This is a genomic window from Kitasatospora sp. A2-31, from assembly GCF_022288725.1.
In the GTDB taxonomy this organism is placed as follows: domain Bacteria; phylum Actinomycetota; class Actinomycetes; order Streptomycetales; family Streptomycetaceae; genus Kitasatospora.
Map to the genome: position 1 here is coordinate 12625 of NZ_JAKNTA010000001.1, position 16188 is coordinate 28812.

General features: G+C 73.6%; 16 protein-coding genes. 5 read left to right on the forward strand and 11 right to left on the reverse strand.

The window, feature by feature from the left end:
* Nucleotides 1-243: 243 nt before the first annotated feature.
* From MCM47_RS00055 to MCM47_RS00080, 6 genes are all read right to left on the reverse strand, one after another.
* Entirely contained in the window at nucleotides 244-792 is a 549-nt protein-coding gene (locus tag MCM47_RS00055; protein ID WP_238739850.1) for an arginine repressor, read from the reverse strand.
* A 17-nt stretch (nucleotides 793-809) separates the two neighbouring features.
* Nucleotides 810-2018, reverse strand: a complete 1209-nt coding sequence (locus tag MCM47_RS00060; protein WP_238739851.1) for an acetylornithine transaminase — start codon at nucleotides 2016-2018, stop codon at nucleotides 810-812.
* Nucleotides 2015-2947 (reverse strand): acetylglutamate kinase, encoded by a 933-nt coding sequence (gene argB / locus MCM47_RS00065; RefSeq protein ID WP_238739852.1) that lies wholly within the window; start codon nucleotides 2945-2947, stop codon nucleotides 2015-2017. Before argB ends, MCM47_RS00060 begins: the two co-directional genes overlap by 4 nt.
* 56 nt (nucleotides 2948-3003) lie before the next feature.
* Nucleotides 3004-4176: a bifunctional glutamate N-acetyltransferase/amino-acid acetyltransferase ArgJ gene (gene argJ, locus MCM47_RS00070; RefSeq protein ID WP_238739853.1), complete on the reverse strand. Its 1173-nt coding sequence runs from the start codon at nucleotides 4174-4176 to the stop codon at nucleotides 3004-3006.
* The gene (gene argC, locus MCM47_RS00075) at nucleotides 4173-5201 is read right to left on the reverse strand and encodes an N-acetyl-gamma-glutamyl-phosphate reductase (RefSeq protein WP_238739854.1); all 1029 of its coding nucleotides are present in this window, start codon (nucleotides 5199-5201) and stop codon (nucleotides 4173-4175) included. The genes argJ and argC overlap by 4 nt, the downstream gene beginning before the upstream one ends.
* Before the next feature lie 142 nt (nucleotides 5202-5343).
* Nucleotides 5344-6546 carry a methyltransferase gene (locus tag MCM47_RS00080; RefSeq protein ID WP_238739855.1) on the reverse strand — a complete coding sequence of 401 codons (1203 nt, stop codon included), beginning with the start codon at nucleotides 6544-6546 and terminating at the stop codon, nucleotides 5344-5346.
* Nucleotides 6547-6643: 97 nt separating this feature from the next.
* Here MCM47_RS00080 and MCM47_RS00085 point away from each other — a divergent pair, with 97 nt between their 5' ends.
* Both MCM47_RS00085 and MCM47_RS00090 read left to right on the forward strand, forming a co-directional pair.
* Nucleotides 6644-7045: a VOC family protein gene (locus MCM47_RS00085; protein ID WP_238739856.1), complete on the forward strand. Its 402-nt coding sequence runs from the start codon at nucleotides 6644-6646 to the stop codon at nucleotides 7043-7045.
* A 111-nt stretch (nucleotides 7046-7156) separates the two neighbouring features.
* Nucleotides 7157-7531, forward strand: coding sequence for an RNA-binding S4 domain-containing protein (locus MCM47_RS00090; RefSeq protein WP_238739857.1), 375 nt, complete (start codon nucleotides 7157-7159; stop codon nucleotides 7529-7531).
* A 179-nt stretch (nucleotides 7532-7710) separates the two neighbouring features.
* Here the strand turns inward: MCM47_RS00090 and MCM47_RS00095 are convergent, their stop codons facing one another.
* Together MCM47_RS00095 and MCM47_RS00100 are read right to left on the reverse strand one after the other, a co-directional pair.
* A complete protein-coding gene (locus MCM47_RS00095) occupies nucleotides 7711-8223 on the reverse strand; it encodes an FBP domain-containing protein (RefSeq protein ID WP_238739858.1) in 513 nt (170 codons plus the stop codon).
* A 254-nt stretch (nucleotides 8224-8477) separates the two neighbouring features.
* Nucleotides 8478-9371, reverse strand: a complete 894-nt coding sequence (locus MCM47_RS00100) for an SAM-dependent methyltransferase (RefSeq protein ID WP_238739859.1) — start codon at nucleotides 9369-9371, stop codon at nucleotides 8478-8480.
* A 562-nt stretch (nucleotides 9372-9933) separates the two neighbouring features.
* Between MCM47_RS00100 and MCM47_RS00105 the strand changes: the two genes are divergently transcribed.
* Complete coding sequence (locus MCM47_RS00105) at nucleotides 9934-10563, forward strand: polysaccharide deacetylase family protein (RefSeq protein WP_238739860.1); 630 nt, start codon at nucleotides 9934-9936, stop codon at nucleotides 10561-10563.
* A 136-nt stretch (nucleotides 10564-10699) separates the two neighbouring features.
* Nucleotides 10700-11698 (forward strand): ketopantoate reductase family protein, encoded by a 999-nt coding sequence (locus tag MCM47_RS00110; protein ID WP_238739861.1) that lies wholly within the window; start codon nucleotides 10700-10702, stop codon nucleotides 11696-11698.
* Nucleotides 11699-11779: 81 nt separating this feature from the next.
* On the opposite strand, the gene MCM47_RS00115 is transcribed toward MCM47_RS00110, so the two are convergent.
* Nucleotides 11780-12598, reverse strand: a complete 819-nt coding sequence (locus MCM47_RS00115) for an SDR family NAD(P)-dependent oxidoreductase (protein ID WP_238739862.1) — start codon at nucleotides 12596-12598, stop codon at nucleotides 11780-11782.
* A gap of 279 nt (nucleotides 12599-12877) precedes the next feature.
* On the opposite strand from MCM47_RS00115, the gene MCM47_RS00120 reads away from it, so the two are divergent.
* Entirely contained in the window at nucleotides 12878-13747 is an 870-nt protein-coding gene (locus tag MCM47_RS00120; protein ID WP_238739863.1) for a 3-hydroxybutyryl-CoA dehydrogenase, read from the forward strand.
* Between the two features lie 177 nt (nucleotides 13748-13924).
* Here MCM47_RS00120 and MCM47_RS00125 read toward each other — a convergent pair whose 3' ends face one another.
* Together MCM47_RS00125 and MCM47_RS00130 are read right to left on the reverse strand one after the other, a co-directional pair.
* A complete protein-coding gene (locus MCM47_RS00125; protein ID WP_238739864.1) occupies nucleotides 13925-15016 on the reverse strand; it encodes a sugar ABC transporter substrate-binding protein in 1092 nt (363 codons plus the stop codon).
* A gap of 241 nt (nucleotides 15017-15257) precedes the next feature.
* A complete protein-coding gene (locus MCM47_RS00130) occupies nucleotides 15258-16094 on the reverse strand; it encodes a chitosanase (protein ID WP_238739865.1) in 837 nt (278 codons plus the stop codon).
* Nucleotides 16095-16188 lie beyond the last annotated feature (94 nt).

Genomic DNA, 16188 nt, shown 5'->3' on the forward strand with positions numbered 1-16188 from the left:
CGAACAGGCTTACGGCGATAGGCATAAGTATGCACTACTCCGTATGAATCTCAAAACCCGGCCCGCTCCGGCCGCCGGAGCGGGCCGGCGACGGCCGCGGGAACGGCCGTGGGCCCGGCTCCGGCCCCCGAGGGGACCGGTTCCGGGCCCACGCGGGGACGGTCTGTACGGTCTGCTGCTCCTTGCGCCTCGGCCGGGGCCGACGCCGCGGCCCCGGCGCCACGAGCACCCGGGGCGAAGGCGCTACTGCGCCTTGGCCTGGGCGAGTTGCATCAGGTGGTCGGCGAGTGCCTGGCCGCCGACCGGGTCACGGCTGATCAGCAGCACGGTGTCGTCGCCGGCGATGGTGCCGATGATCTCGAAGACCTCGGCCTGGTCGATCGCCGAGGCGAGGAACTGCGCCGCACCCGGCGGGGTGCGCAGCACCACGAGGTTGCCGGACGCGGTGGCGGAGACCATGAGCTCGCCGGCCAGCCGGGCCATCCGGCCCTCGGTGGCCGACTCCCCCATCGGTGCCCGCGGCGTGCGGTCGCCGCCCTCGGCGGGGACGGCGTAGATCAGTGCGCCGTCCCGGTTGCGGATCTTCACCGCGCCCAGCTCGTCCAGGTCCCGGGAGAGGGTGGCCTGGGTGACCACCAGTCCGTCATCGGCGAGCAGCTTGGCGAGCTGGCTCTGCGAACGCACGGGCTGGCGGGTGAGCAGGTCCACGATCCGCCGGTGGCGCGCGGTGCGGGTCTGCGGGACCTGCGGCGTCGGGCCGGCGGAGGACTGGCCGGAGTTGGGAACGGTCATGTGATTATTCTCCCGGACTACGCTCGAATCGCATCGGCCGGGGCGTTCTCCCGCACCGTCCGGAGGATGTCCGGCAGCGCGGCCAGGAAGGCGTCCGCCTCCTGCTCGGTGAGCACCAGCGGCGGGGCGAGCCGCACGGCGTCCGGGACGGCGGCGTTCACCAGGAAGCCCGCCTGCTGGGCGACGGCCTGCACCTCGGCCGAGACCGGCTCGGTGAGCACGATGCCGAGCAGCAGCCCGGCGCCGCGCACGTGCGAGACCAGCGGGTCGCCGATCGCCTCGATGCCCTTGCGCAGCCGCTCGCCGAGCTTGCGGGTGTGCTCCAGCAGGCCCTCGGACTCGATGGTGTCGAGCACCGCCAGGGCGGCCGCGGCGACGACCGGGTTGCCGCCGAACGTGGTGCCGTGCTGGCCGGGGGTGAGCAGGTCGGCGGCCTCGCCGAAGGCGAGGACGGCGCCGATCGGCAGCCCGCCGCCGAGCGCCTTGGCGAGGGTGACCACGTCCGGGTCGACGCCCTCGTGGGCCTGGTGGGCGTACCAGTGGCCGGTGCGGCCGATGCCGGTCTGGATCTCGTCCAGGACCAGCAGGGTGCCGGTGGCCCGGGTGATCTCGCGGGCGGCCCGCAGGTAGCCGTCGGGCAGCGGGACCGCGCCGTTCTCGCCCTGGATCGGCTCCAGGAAGACGGCGGCCGTCTCGGTGGTGACCGCGGTGCGCAGCGCCTCGACGTCGCCGAACGGGACGTGCGTGACGTCGCCGGGCAGCGGCAGGAACGGGGCCTGCTTGGCGGGCTGGCCGGTGAGCGCGAGGGCTCCCATGGTCCGGCCGTGGAAGCCGCCCTCCAGCGCCACGAGGTGGGTGCGGCCGGTCCGCCGGCTGATCTTGAACGCGGCTTCGTTGGCCTCGGCGCCGGAGTTGCAGAAGAACACCCGGCCGGGGCGACCGGCGAGCGCGATCAGCCGCTCGGCCAGGGCGATGGTCGGCTCGGCCATGAAGAGGTTGGAGACGTGGCCGAGGCTGGCGATCTGCCGGGTGACGGCCTCGACGACGGCCGGGTGGGCGGTGCCGAGGGCGTTGACGGCGATCCCGCCGAGCAGGTCGGTGTACTCCCTGCCGTCGGCGTCCCACAGCTTCGCGCCCTCACCGCGGACCAGGGGGATCCGCGGGGTGCCGTAGTTGTCGGTGAAGGCGTGCTGCCACCGGTCGGTGAGCTGGTCGTTCGATGTCATGCGAGTCCCCCGGTCACGGTCGGTTCGTCGTCCGGCACGACCATCGTGCCGATGCCCTCGTCGGTGAAGATCTCCAGCAGCAGGCTGTGCTGCACCCGGCCGTCCAGGACGCGGGCGGTGCCGACGCCGGAGCGGACGGCGCGCAGGCAGCCCTCCATCTTGGGGAGCATGCCGCTGGCGAGGCCCGGCAGCAGCTCCTCCAGCTCGCCCGCGCTGAGCTGGCTGATCACGTCGTCGGAGTTCGGCCAGTCCTTGTAGAGACCCTCGACGTCGGTGAGGACCACGAGCATCTCGGCGCCGAGCGCGACCGCGAGGGCGGAGGCGGCCGTGTCGGCGTTGATGTTGTAGACGTGGCCGTCGGCGCCGCGGGCGATCGAGGAGATCACCGGGATGCGCCCGTCGGCGATGAGCGCCTTCACGGCGCCGGCCTCGATGTTGACGATGTCGCCGACCAGGCCGATGTCGACCTGCTCGCCGTCGACGACCGCGTAGCGCTTGATCGCGGTCATGGTGTGGGCGTCCTCGCCGGTCATGCCGACGGCGAACGGGCCGTGCTCGTTGAGCAGGCCGACCAGCTCGCGCTGGACCTGGCCGGCCAGCACCATCCGGACGACGTCCATGGTCTCGGGGGTGGTGACCCGCAGACCGTTGGTGAAGTTGGACTCCAGGCCCAGCTTGTCCAGTTGGGCGCTGATCTGCGGGCCGCCGCCGTGCACGACGACGGGGTGCAGGCCGGCGTAGCGCAGGAAGACCACGTCCTGCGCGAAGGCCGCCTTGAGGCTCTCGTCGACCATGGCGTTGCCGCCGAACTTGATCACGACGGTCTTGCCGTGGAAGCGCTCCAGCCAGGGCAGCGCCTCGATGAGGGTCAGGGCCTTGGGCAACGCGGTGTTGTTGCGGGCCTGTTCGCCCTTGGGTGCGATCTGCACGGGTGTCCCTCGTCGGATCCGGCTCGGTGGAGTGAACGGTCGGGTGGAGTGCGCGCTCAGGTGGAGTAGGCGCTGTTCTCGTGCACGTAGTCGGCGGTGAGGTCGTTGGTCCACAGCGTCGCGGAGGCCTCGCCGGCGTTGAGCCGGGCGGTGATGACGATCTCGCGGCCGGTCATGTCGACCAGGTCGCGGTCCTCCCCCACTCCGCCGTCCCGGCAGACCCAGACGCCGTTGATGGCCACGTCGAGGCGGTTCGGGTCGAACGCGGCGGCGGTGGTGCCGATGGCGGCCAGTACCCGGCCCCAGTTCGGGTCCTCCCCGTGGAGGGCGCACTTGAGCAGGTTGTTGCGGCCGATGACGCGGGCGACGTCGACGGCCTCCTCCTCGGTGGCGGCGTCGGTGACGTCGATCCGGATCTCCTTGCTCGCCCCCTCGGCGTCGCCGATCAGCTGACGGGCGAGGTCGGCGCAGACCGTGCGGACGGCCTCGTCGAACTCCGCCCGGTCGGGGACGGTCCCGGAGGCGCCGGAGGCGAGCAGCAACACCGTGTCGTTGGTGGACATGCAGCCGTCGGAGTCGATCCGGTCGAAGGTCGTGCGGGTGGCGCCGCGCAGGGCCTCGTCGAGCGCCGGGGCGTCCAGGTCGGCGTCGGTGGTGAGGACGACCAGCATGGTGGCGAGGCTCGGCGCCAGCATGCCGGCGCCCTTGGCCATGCCACCGACCGTCCAGCCGGCCGGGCTGGTGACCTGGGCGGTCTTGTGGACGGTGTCGGTGGTCTTGATGGCGATCGCCGCGGCCTCGCCGCCGGTGGCGCTGAGCTCGGCGGCGGCGGTGGCGACGCCGGGCAGCAGGACGTCCATCGGTAGGCGGACGCCGATCAGGCCGGTGGAGGCGACGGCGACCTCGCCGGCGTTGAGCTTCAGCTCCTCGGCGACCTTCTCGGCGGTGGCGTGGGTGTCCTGGAAGCCGAGCGGACCGGTGCAGGCGTTGGCGCCGCCGGAGTTGAGGACGACGGCGGAGACCAGGCCGCCCTTGAGGACCTGCTCGGACCAGAGGACGGGGGCGGCCTTGACCCGGTTGGCGGTGAAGACGCCGGCCGCGGCGAGCGAGGGGCCGTCGTTGACGACCAGCGCGAGGTCGGGGGTACCGGAGGCCTTGATCCCCGCGGTGATCCCGGCGGCGCGGAAGCCCTTGGCGGCCGTCACTCCGAGGTTCTGATCGTCGGTCACGGTGCGACTCCGTTCACGGGAAGGCCGAGCTCCTCGGGGAGGCCGAGGGCGATGTTCATGCTCTGCACCGCGCCGCCCGCGGTGCCCTTGACCAGGTTGTCGATCGCGCTGATCGCCACGATCCGCCCGGCCGTCTCGTCCAGGGCGACCTGGACGAGGGCGACGTTGGAGCCGTAGACGCTGCTGGTCTGCGGCCAGTGCCCCTCGGGCAGCAGGTGGACGAAGGGCTCGCCGGCGAACGCCTCGGCGTATGCGGCGCGCAGGCTCTCGCCGGTCACGCCGGGCTGGGCCTTGGCGGAGCACGTGGCGAGGATGCCGCGCGGCATCGGGACGAGGGTGGGGGTGAAGGAGACGGTGACCGGCTCCCCGGCGAGCGGGGTGAGGTTCTGCGACATCTCCGGGGTGTGCCGGTGGACGCCGCCGACGCCGTAGGCGCTGACGCTGCCCATGACCTCGCTGCCGAGCAGGTGGGTCTTGGCGGCCTTGCCGGCGCCGGAGGTGCCGGAGGCGGCGACGATCACGGCCTCGGGCTCGGCGAGCTGCGCGGCGTAGGCCGGGAAGAGGGCGAGCGAGACGGCGGTCGGGTAGCAGCCGGGGACGGCGATCCGGTTGACGCCCTTGAGCGCGGTGCGGTGGCCGGGCAGTTCGGGCAGGCCGTAGGGCCAGGTCCCGGCGTGCGCCGAGCCGTAGAACTGCTCCCAGTCGGCGGCGGCCCTGAGCCGGAAGTCCGCGCCGCAGTCGACGATCAGCACGTTCTGGCCGAGGGCCTCGGCCACTGCGGCGGACTGGCCGTGCGGCAGCGCGAGGAACACCACGTCGTGATCGGCCAGCACCTCGGGGGTGGTCGGCTCCAGGACGCGGTCGGCCAGCGGGATCAGGTGCGGCTGCAGGGCGCCGAGCCTGGTGCCCGCGTTCGAGGCGCCCGTGAGCGCCCCGATCTCCACCTCCGGGTGGCCGAGCAGCAGTCGCAGCACCTCGCCGCCCGCGTAACCGCTCGCACCGGCGACGGCGACTCGCAATGCCATGGCAGTCCTCCTTGGTCGTGGCATGAATATACGCAGCACGGAACATTCATGCAAGGAGTATGCGGAGAACCTGCCGGGCCCCCGGCGGGCCGAGGGCCGAGGCCGGGGAGGGCCGAGGGCCGAGGACCGGGGAGGGTGGCCCTCAGCGCTTGACGGCCTTGAGGACGACGAACTTGGGGTTTCCGGCCACGAGTCGGCAGTTGCCGAAGAGGCGGCGCAGCTTGACGTGGTAGCCGAGGTGCCGGTTGCCGACCACCCAGAGCTCCCCGCCCGGGCGCAGGGCGCGTCGGGCGCCCGTGAACATCCGCCACGACGTGGCGTCGGTGGTGGCCTGGTGGGAGTGGAACGGCGGGTTGTTGAGCACCAGGTCCACCGAGCCGGGGGCGACGGTGCCCTCCGCGAGCGCGTCGGCGGTGAGGAACTCGGCCGGCACGTCCGGGCCCAGGTTGGCCCGGAAGGTGGCCTCGGCCGAGGCCACCGCCTGGTGGGACTCGTCGATGAAGACCAGTTCCGCGCCGGGGCTCGCCAGCGCCGTGGCGGTGCCGACCACGCCGTTGCCGCAGCCGAGGTCGACCACGCGGGCGCCGGGGGCGGCGGTCGGCAGGTGACCGAGGAAGAAGCGGGTGCCGATGTCGAGGTGCTCGGCGCAGAAGGTGCCGGCGTGGTTGACCACGAGGTGCCCGGAGGCCGGGCCGATGTCGTCGGGGAGGGCGTAGGTGTGCGGCCAGGGGTTGGGGCCGGGGTCGAGCGCCGGGTCGGGCGTGCAGAGGATCAGCCGGGCCTTGCGGACCGCGAGCGAGGTGCGGGTCGGTCCGAGGATGCGCTCGAAGAGCCGGAGCGTGGAGGTGTGGATCTCGGTGACCATGCCGGTGCCGACCACCACGCTGCCCGGGTGGAGCGCCGGGGCCAGCCGGTGCAACTGGTCCTCCAGCAGCGCAAGGCTCTTGGGCACCCGGACCAGCAGGACGTCGATGCGCTCGGGCGGGGTGTCCTGGGTGGTGAGCAGCCGCGCCGCGTCGGGGGCGGCGCCGGCCCGGGCGAGGTTGGCGCGGGTGGCCCGGCGGCCGAGGTGCGAGTCGCTGATCTGGATCGGCCCGTGGGCGGCGAGTGCCGTGGTGAGGGCGCCCCAGCGGTCGCCGAGGACGGCGACGGTACGGCCGGTGAGGTCGGTGGCGGCGCCCGCGGCGCTGTCGGCCTCGCCGGCGAGGTGGCGCAGCAGGTACTCGTCGGCGGCGTCCCAGGCGCGCAGCCGCTCGCGCGGGTCCTCCGGGTAGCGGGTGAGGTCGAAGGTGCCCCACGGGGTCGTGAAGGGGGTGGCGGCGGCGGGCGTGCTGAGGCGGTTCATCGTGATCTCAGGCTAGCCGACCGCCGGGCGCGGGCCGCCCGGGCGGCCGATACTGGAGGGGCCCGACCGGAAGGGACCGACCGGAAGGGGTCTGGGCATGGACTGGAAGCTCGAAGTCGTCGTGGTGCCGGTTTCGGACGTGGACCGGGCCAAGGTGTTCTACGAGGAGCAGACCGGTTTCACGGTGGACCACGACACCCGGATCCGTGACGGGGTCCGGGTGGTGCAGCTGACGCCGCCGGGCTCGGGGTGCTCGATCGTGGTGGGGACCGGGGTCACCGAGGCGCCGCCGGGCTCCTTGAAGGGACTGCAGCTGGTGGTGCCGGACATCGACAAGGCACACGGCGAGCTGGTCGCGCGGGGCGTCGAGGTGAGCCCGGTGCAGCACTTCGAGGCGGGCGCCCGGGTGGACGGGCGCGGCGGGGACTGGAACTCGTTCGTCTTCTTCAACGATCCCGACGGCAACGGCTGGGCGGTCCAGGAGTCGCCGGCCCGCTGAGCCCTGTCCGGCCGAGGCCGCACGCAGGCCCGGAGTGCGTGCGGGCCGGGTCCGCGCCCGGCGTACGCGCCGGGCCGGGTGGGCCGGGAACCGCCTCGGTAGGCTCGGAGGATGGTCGAAGACGAGGGAAGCGTCCGGGTCGACAGCTGGATCTGGTCGGTCCGGCTGGCCAGGACGCGCGCGCTGGCCGCGGCCGCCTGCCGGGCCGGTCACGTGCGGGTGAACGGGGAGCGGGCCAAGCCGGCGCAGGCGCTGAGGCCGGGGGACGAGGTCCGGGTCCGCGAGGAGGGCTACGAGCGGGTGGTCGTGGTGAAACGGCTGATCCGCAAGCGGGTCGGGGCCGGGGTCGCCGCCGAGTGCCTGGTCGACAACAGCCCGCCCAGGCCGCCGCGCGAGCTGACGCCGGCCGCCGGCGTGCGGGACCGGGGCGCCGGGCGCCCCACCAAGCGGGACCGCCGCGAACTGGACCAGCTGCGGCGGTCGTAGCGCGTTGCCGGGTACGGGTGGGCCCGGTGCCCACCCCTGCCGCCGGCGCCCACCCCTGCCGCCGGTGCCCACCCCTGCCGCCGGCGCCCACCCGTACCGCCGGCGCCCACCCGTACCGCCGGCGCCCACCCGCACTGCCTGCCTCCAGCGACGTCCACCGGACCGCAGCCCCGGCCGGTTCAGGCAGCGGCCGCGGAGTCGGTGAGGACCTTGGCCAGGAACGCGTCCAGGTTGCCCGTCATACGGGCGACCTGCTCCTCGACCGACAGCGACTCCTCGGGCCGGCTGACCAGCGCGGACTTCTTCAGCCCGCGCAGGTAGAGCGAGCAGGCGAGGTCCGCGCAGACGTAGGTGCCGACGGTGTTCCCCTCGCGCCCGGCCGCGCCCGCGCGGCGGGCGGCCAGCAGCGCGACGCCGGAGCCGGCGTGGGTGCAGATGCAGAGCGAGCAGACGTTGCTCATCCGCAGGCTGCGGCGCACCGAGGGCACCCGCAGCGTGATGCCGACCAGTTCCCCGCGGTGCTCGGCCACCAGGTATCCCCGGTCGGGCGCGCCCTGGTCCCGCCAGCCGAGGAAGTCCAGGTCATCCCAGGGGAGTTGGTCGAATCCCCGGGGCAGGTTGAGCCGACGGGCCTCACCCTTGGAGCAGTTGACGAAGCAGGCGCGGATCTCGTTCTCGCTCAGGGGTCTCATGCTTCGGACGCTAACACCGGCCCGTGCCGGCCGTCGCGCCGATTTCCGCCCGTCGTACCCGTGTCCACCCCCGGCTGCGCCCCGGCGCTGACCGGTTGTCAGTGGCGGGGGCTAACGTCATGGGTGGACGGGGGCGGCCCGGTCCCGGCGCTCGGAGGGAGGCGCCGGGGCCGGTTCACCGTGCCCCGGCGCCTCTTCACCGGCCGCACGGACAACGAGCGGGCCACTGCCGGGACGAGCGCGCCGCGAGGCCGTCAGCGCTTGACGGCGACGCCGGCGTAGGCGGAGACGTCCTGCCAGCCCTCGGGCAGGTCCGTGGTGGGGACGTGACCGGCTTCCGGCCGCCAGAGCGGGAGTTGGACCAGGCCCGGTCCCGCGAACTCGAAGTCGCCGAAGAACGGCTCCACCGCGGCGCGGGGGCGCAGCACCAGCGGCGCGCTCGCGCTCCTGTAGATCCGGGCACCCTCGGCCGCGCTCTCGCGCGAGGCGAAGTCGGGGCTGCCGTGGGAGAGGATCAGCACGCTGCCGGGCGCGAGCGCGTCGCGCAGGGTGCGGACGATCGCCTCGGCGCCGTCCTCGTCCCGGATGAAGTGCAACACGGCGACGAGCATCAGGGCGACCGGCTGCCCCAGGTCGACGGCGGCGCGCAGGCCGGGGTGGTCGAGGATCGAGGCCGGGTCGCGCAGGTCGGCCTCGACCACCGAGGTGTGGCCGGCCTTGTGGCTCGCCAGCAGGGCGCGGGCGTGGGTGGCGACGATCGGGTCGTTGTCGACGTAGACGACCCGGGCGTCCGGGACGGCCCGCCGGGCCACCTCGCTGGTGGAGCCGACGGAGGGGATCCCGGTGCCGATGTCGATGTACTGGCGGATGCCCCGGCCGGCCGCGTACTGGACGGCGCGGCCGAGGAACTCGCGGTTGGTGCGGGCCAGCAGCGGCAGCGCGGGGTAGGCGGCGATGGCGGCCTCGGCCGCCTTGCGGTCGGCCTCGAAGTTGTCCTTGCCGCCGAGGTAGTAGTCGTACATCCGGGCGGTGTGCGGAACCCCGGTGTCGAGCTCGGTCGGCGGCTCCCAGTCGTCGGCCCTGGCCCAGTCCCAGTCGCTGCCGATGTCCGTACCGGTGGCCGCCGAAGCGGTGCTGTCCTCGTGCATCCTGTTCCGTCCCCCTGTACTCGCTTCCGGTAATCCGTCGCCGGATCGGCTGCCGCCGCGGCCGATTCCCCCGGAGCACGCGGCGCGCCGTGATCGTATCCGACGGCCTGCCGTGGAAACAGCGGTAGTTCGGGTTTGTCCGGTGCTGCAGGGCGCGCGTGTGTGCACGATGTGTGTGCGCGCCGACGGGCGGCCGGGGGGCCGCGCCCTCGAATCGCCCCCGGAGCTGTGCCGTCTCTATGCTGGCTGCCGATGACTGCCGACCGGATGATCGCCGACCGCCGCACCTTGCTGCGCACCACCGCCAGGCTCGCCGTGCTGACCGCCGGGGGCGGGCTGCTCGCCGCGTGCGGCGGCACCGGCCCGCGCCGGGCCGACCCGGGAGCGCTCGCCGTGCACCCCGGCACCGTCGACCCGGCGGGCGGGGACCCGGCCGCGGTGGACCCGGCCTGGTCGGGCGGCGAAGGGCCCGCCCCCCCCCGCCCCGACCGCCTCCCCCTCCGCGGATCCGCAGCCGAGCGTCGCGGCGGCCGCCGCGACGGCCGCGCCGCCGAGCCCGCCGGTGCTGCCGCCGCTGCCCCCGGGCACCCCGCTGGAGGTCGTGTACGGTCCGCGCACCGGCAAGAACGTCGCCCTCACCGTCCACGGCAGCGGGGACCCGAAGCTGGCCACCGCACTGCTGGAGATCGCCGAGCAGCGCGGCGCCGGGCTGACCGTGATGGTCGTCGGCAGCTGGCTGGACCAGCAGCCGCAGATGGCCCGGCGGATCCTGGACGGCGGCCACGAGCTGGGCAACCACACCCAGAACCACCAGAACATCTCGGCGATGAGCCCCGACCAGGCGCGCGCCGAGATCGCCCAGTGCGCGGAGCGGCTGCAGCGCCTGACCGGCTCGATCGGCCGCTGGTTCCGCCCCTCCGCCGCCCAGTACGCCACCCCGATGGTGCGAGAGCAGGCCAAGGCGGTCGGCTACGAGCACGTGCTCTCCTTCGACGTCGACCCGCGCGACTACAGCGACCCGAGCGCCGCGGAGCTGCAGCGCCGGGTGCTGACGTCGGCCAAGGGCGGCTCGGTGGTCGCCCTGCACATGGGCCACCAGTGCACGGTCGACGCGCTGCCCGGCATCCTGGACGGCCTCGCCAAGGCCGGGCTGAAGCCGGTCACGGCCAGCCGGCTCTTCACGCCGGCCTAGGTCCTCCGCCGGCCCGGCCGGGACTCACGCGAGCCCGCGACCCCCCGCCGGGGCCCCCGATCAGGCCGCCGGGGCGGGGCGGCGGGCGTCCCGGGAGTGCCTGCCCCGGCGCCCGCCGCCGTGCCATGCTTCCGCCATGCGCTACATCATCGTCGGGGCGGGTGCGGTGGGCGGCACGATCGGTGCCCGGCTGCACGAGGGCGGCCACGAGGTCGTCCTGGTGGCACGTGGCGCGCAGCTCGCCGCGCTGCGCGAGGACGGTCTGCGGTTCGGCACGCCGGAGGGCCTGCGGACGCTGCGCGTCCCGGTGGCGGACGGCCCCGGGGGTGTGGCGCTGCGCGAGGACGACGCCCTGGTGCTGGCCGTGAAGACGCAGGACAGCGCCGCCGCGCTGGCGGCGTGGGCACCGCGCCCGGTGGCCGGCGGCGGCACGGCCGGCGAGCGGCTGCCGCTGCTCTGCGCGCAGAACGGGGTCGAGAACGAACGCCTCGCGCTGCGGCTCTTCCGCCAGGTGCTGGCGGTGTGCGTCTGGCTGCCGTCGGGGTTCGTGGAACCGGGCCTGGTCACCGCCGCCGGGACGCCGGTGAGCGGGGTCCTGCGGATCGGCGGCTACCCCGCGGGCGACGGTGGCGCGACGGCCGCGGCGGTGGCGGCCGACCTGGCGGCGTCCGCGTTCAGCGCGTCCGTCGACGCCGCCACGATGGACTGGAAGCACACCAAGCTGCTGGGCAACCTCGGCAACGCGCTGGACGCGGTGGCCGGCCCGGTCGAGGGCGACCCGCTCGACGGCCTGCGCCACCGGGCGATGGCGGAGGGGGCCGCGGTGCTGGCCGCGGCGGGCATCGCGCACCACGACCCGCAGGAGCAGGCCGCGCTGGCCGGGAAGGCGATGACGATGGGGCCGGTGCCGGGGGTCGGGCGCAGCGGCAGCTCGTCCTGGCAGAGCCTGGCGCGCGGCACCGGCTCGATCGAGGCGGACCACCTCAACGGCGAGATCGTGCTGCTCGGCCGGCTGCACGGGGTTCCGACGCCGCTCAACGAGGCGCTGCAGCGGCTGGCGAACGCCTTCGCGCGGGCCGGGCGCGCGCCCGGTTCGCTCACCCCCGCGGAGCGGCGGGCGCTGCTGGACCTCTGACGCCGGCCGGCCTGCCGCGACGCCCCCGAAACCCGGGGCTCCCTCCGTGGCTCCCGTACCGCCCCGCCCGTCCCCCCGCCGTCAGCCCATCGGGTCCTCCGGCCCGTACGGGCGCAGCCGCAGGGTGCGGGCGTCCGCCTCGCGGATGCCCTCGGCACGCCCGACCAGCTCCTCCAGGTTGTCCCGCCCGGCGTGGATGAACCGGCCGTGCAGCGCGTCGAAGCGTCCGCGGGCGGCGTCGACGGCGACCGCGACCACGTACGGGACGGAGCCCCAGGACTTCATGTCGCGGAACATCGGCATCCCCGCGGTCATGTCGGTGGCGACGGCACCCGGGCTGATGTCCAGGACGACCACGTGGTGCTCGGCGAGCGAGTCGGCGATGTTGTCGGAGAGCCGCAGCAGCGCGGCCTTGGAGGTGGCGTACGCGGTGTAGTGCGGGTCGGGGCGCAGCGCGAAGCCGGAGTTGAGGTTGACCACCCGCCCGCGGCCGCGTTCGACCATGCCGGGCAGGACGGAGCGCAGCAGGTTGTAGGGGCCGCGCAGGTTGGTCTCGACGACCTGCCACCACTGGTTCGCGTCGGTCTCCCAGAGCGGGGCCTCGCTCGCGTCGACCTGGCCGGCGTTGTTGACCAGCAGGTCGATCGGGCCGAGGTCGTGCCGGACGACGCGGACCGCCTCGCGCACGGCTGCGGGGCGGGTGACGTCGGCGGCGACGGCGACGCCCCGGGCGCCGTGCCGGGCGCACTCCCGGAGGGTCTCGGCGAGGGTCTGGTGGGTACGGCCGACAAGGCCGACGGCCATGCCCTCGGCGGCGAGGCCGATGGCGATCTCCCGCCCGATCCCGCGGCCGGCACCGGTGACCAGGGCGACCTGTCCCGTGAGCGATCCCGTCGGCATCCCGTGCTCCCTTCGCCTGCCGTCCGGCCGCCGCGGGCGGCCGTCCCGCATTCTGTCCGGCCGGGGGCGGGGCGGGACCCGGGCGCACGGGCGGGAACGGCCGCCTCACCCGTCCGGCCCATCCGGGGAGGGGATGACCTACCGGCCGGTACGGAGTAGTAACGTCGTCGAGGCGGTTCACGGGTGCCCGGATTCCGGTGCTCCCCACCGCTGAACAGCAGCTTGCTGGGCCACCTGTCGCTGGGGCCGCACACCCCAGCACCATCGAAGGGCAACTGAGTGAGTGACATCGCGCGCGTCGGAGTGATCGGCTGCGGTCTGATGGGGTCGGGCATCGCGGAGGTGTTCGCCCGGGCCGGGCTGGACGTCCTGGTGTCGGAGGCCAGCGGGGAGGCCCTGGAGTTCGGCCGCAGCCGGGTGACCAACTCCCTGGAGACGGCCGTCAAGCGGGGCAAGCTGACCGTGGAGCAGCGCGACGAGGCGCTCGCCCGGCTGACCTTCACCACCGACCTGGCCGACTTCGCCGACCGTGACCTGGTCGTGGAGGCGGTCGCCGAGCGCGAGGACGTCAAGGTCCAGATCTTCCAGACGCTGGACCAGGTGATCGAGCGCCGGGACGCGATCCTCGCCTCCAACACCTCGTCGATCCCGATCGTGAAGCTGGCCGCCGCCACCACGCGCCCGGAGCAGGTCGTCGGCCTGCACTTCTTCAACCCGGCGCCGGTGCAGAAGCTGGTCGAGGTGATCCCCACCCTGACCACCTCGGCCACCACCACCGAGCGGGTCGAGGCGTTCGCCACCGAGGTGCTGGGCAAGGAGCCGATCCGTGCCCGCGACCGCGCCGGCTTCGTGGTGAACGCCCTGCTGGTGCCGTACCTGCTCTCGGCGGTGCGGATGTTCGAGTCGGGCGTGGCCACCGCCTCCGACATCGACAAGGGCATGGAGGCCGGCTGCGCCCACCCGATGGGCCCGCTGCGCCTGTGCGACCTGATCGGCCTGGACACCATCGTGTCGATCGCCGAGTCGATGTACGACGAGTACAAGGAGCCGCTGTACGCCGCTCCCCCGCTGCTGTCCCGGATGGTCGACGCGGGCCTGCTGGGCCGGAAGTCCGGCCGCGGCTTCTACGACTACACCGCGAGCGCCTGACCGGCTGCGGCGCCCCTCCCGGATCGACCGGGAGGGGCACCGGCCACGCGGCACCGGGCACCGGCCACGCGGCCCCGGGCACGGCCACTCGACGCCGGGCACGGCCACGCGGCACCGGACACGGCCACTCGACGCCGGCGGCCGGCACCGGCCAGGGCCGGGCGGCGCCGGCCGCGGCTACTTGACGCCGGCCGCCGCGCAGGCGTCCGCGTACTCCGCGGTGCAGATGTCGGCCGCCTTGTAGAGGCCGCCGCCGACCACGGTCACCTGGACCTTCGGCTTGGTCACCACGATCGGCGTCAGCAGCAGCGAGGGGATGCGCTGCCCGCCGCTCTCGGTGAGCGAGCTCGCGGAGGAGCTGATGTCCATGCCCTCCAGCAGCTGGACGGCGATGCTGCCCGCCGCTTCGGCCTCGGGCTTGTAGGGCTTGTAGATCGTGTAGGTCTGCTCGCCGGTGAGCACCCGGCGCACCGCGTCGATGGACGCGTCCTGGCCGCCCACCGGCACGTTCTTGAGGCCGGCCGCCTTGAGGGCGTCGACGACCGCGGCGGCCATGCCGTCGTTGGCCGCGTAGACCGCCTGGATGCCGTCCTTGCCGAGGGCCTTGATGGCCTCGTTCATCTTCGCGGTGGCCACCTCCGGCTTCCACTCGCCGGACTGCTCGTAGGCGATCTTCTTGACCCGCCCGTCCAGCGCCCGGTGCGCGCCGGCCTTGAACATCGCGGCGTTGGGGTCCGTCTCGGCGCCGTTGATCATCACCACGTTGGCCGCGGCGGCCTTCGGCCCGAGGGCGTCCAGCAGGGCCTGGCCCTGGAGCTCGCCGGTGCGCTGGTTGTCGAAGGAGACGTACGCCGCGACCTTGCCCTCGGCGAGCCGGTCGTAGGCGACGACCTGCACGCCCTTGGCGGCGGCGGCCTCGACCCACGGGGCGGTGACCTTGGCGTTGACCGGGTCGAGCAGGATCACCTTGACGCCCTTGGCCAGCAGCTGGTCGAACTGGCTCTTCTGGGCGGTCTCGCTGCCGTTCGCGTTGGCGTAGTCGACCGTGCACTTGGGGCAGAGGCCGGTGACGGTGGACTCGATCAGCGGCCGGTCGAAGGCCTCGTACCGGGTGGAGGAGGCGTTCTCCGGCAGCAGCAGGCCGATGGTCTTGTTGCCGCCGGCGGACGGCTTCTGCGCGCCGTCGTCCTGGCCGCAGGCCGCGAGGGTGAGCGCCAGCGACAGCGCGACCGCCGTGCCGGCGACCGCTCGACGGGTGGGTCTGTTCATGGTGGGTGATGCCTCCTGTACTGCGCCGCGTCATACGGCAGAGGACGGAGTCTCCGTGCCACTACACCGCGCCGTCAATAAGTGAAGGCTTCTTCGAGATCTGTTCTGCCCGATTCGTTATGGAGTGAAGGAAGCGTGCACATCCTCCCAGCTCGGCGTCCAGCCCTTGCCGTCCCGTTCTCCACATGCCGAAGGGGTGGGAGGGCCCGCGCCCTCCCACCCCTTCGCCGGCCGCCCGGCCTCAGCTGTTGATGGCGTAACTGTCGCCGTAGACCTTCCACTTCAGCGGCGGGTTGAGGTCGAAGTTCTTCGCGTTCAGGAAGACCGCCTGCTCGGTGTCGACCCGGCTGGTGTCGGCGTGGGCCTCCTCCTGCTTCATGATCACCTTGCGGGCCTCCAGGAACGCCTTCAGGTAGGTGGCCTCGTCGCCGCCCTGGGCCGGGGTCTTGGCCTTCTTCATGGCCGCCTTGCGGATGCCGCCGAAGCTGTCCGAGCTGCTGCCGGGGCCGTGCATGACGATGGCGTCGTAGTAGACGAACTGGCCGAGCGCGCGCAGCCCGTCGGCCTTGGCCTGGCTGACCGCCGGGTTGAAGTAGACGCGGTCGCGCTCGTCGTCCTGCGCCTTCTGGAACACGCCGTCCTTGGCGGCGGCGGCCCAGTCGCGCTCGAAGGCGGAGCCGAGGCCGGCGTGCGAGTCGGTACCGTTGACCTTGCGGAGCGCCGGGAGGTACTTGGCCAGGACGTTGCCGGGCTTGAGGTCGGTGTAGTGCTCGACCAGCTCCAGCATGTCGCCGGTGCCGGAACAGAAGCCTATGATGCCGGCCGTGTAGCCGCGGCCGTCCTTGATGTCCTCGATGTACTTGTACTGGGCCTTCCAGTCCAGCGAGGAGTTCTCGGCGCTGGACACCAGCTGCATCGCGATGTCCTTCTTGTGCGGGTCGTCGAGGCCGACGGCCTTGACCTGGACGGCGGCCGGGGCGGGGGCGGCGGTCGCGACGTTGGCCGCCGCCAGGGCGGTGGGGGCGGCGATCAGCAGGGCCGCCAGGGCGACGCGGACGGTGCGGTGCTTGAGTTGCATCTGACGCTCCGTGGTTTCCGTGGGCACGCGGGCAGGGGGTACCCGGCGCCGGGGTGTTAGGAAACTTTCCTAACGAGATTGAAGCGAACACGCC